At 60.0% G+C, this 574-nt stretch carries 1 protein-coding gene; it reads left to right on the plus strand.

Going from position 1 to position 574, the window contains the following annotated elements:
• Positions 1–334: 334 nt before the first annotated feature.
• Positions 335–574, plus strand: a 240-nt coding sequence (locus AC1D00_RS44510) for a hypothetical protein (RefSeq protein WP_477015130.1), incomplete at its 3' end; no start/stop codon positions are given.

Raw genomic sequence — 574 nt, forward strand, 5'->3', positions numbered from 1 at the left:
GCTGTCGACGGCGGCAATCGCCCCGCTCGTCCTGGTCGGCATCTTTCTTGAGCGCTATATTGTGAGTGGCTTGACGACAGGCGCGGGAAAGTAGCACGGCGGAAATTGTACCAAAACTGTGGCGATGGGCGCGCGCCGGCCAGATGCAACGTTGCATACGATGCTCGCCCGCCGGCGCGGGCCCGACTAACCGCCAGTTGCTGGGCCGGATCAGCCGGTCGGCCGAACCGACTCCGCTCGAAGCCCGTAGCTGGCATTGGTCCGCTAACGGTTTTCCTGGTCTTTYGGTGCACGCGCCTCAATCTACGGCTTTGGGCGCAGAGCCCGGAACAGCATGTTCGAGAAGGCAAAATTGCGGGTGTCCAAAACTCGAATTTCGCTTTCCGAGCTTGCAAAGGCCGCACGATCTGCCACTCAGGCCTTTTTTGAATCGACAGGCGGTGCCTGGCGTTCTTTTCCAAGCGCGCCCGGAGGCACCGATAGGCTCAAGAAAATTAACGGCCGTCTTGCCTGGGAAACAGTTGTCGCGAATGTAGCGCGAGGCCGCGGTCAATCTGGCAAGCACTTGCAAGAT

It is taken from the genome of Bradyrhizobium sp. P2_E8, from assembly GCF_056403875.1.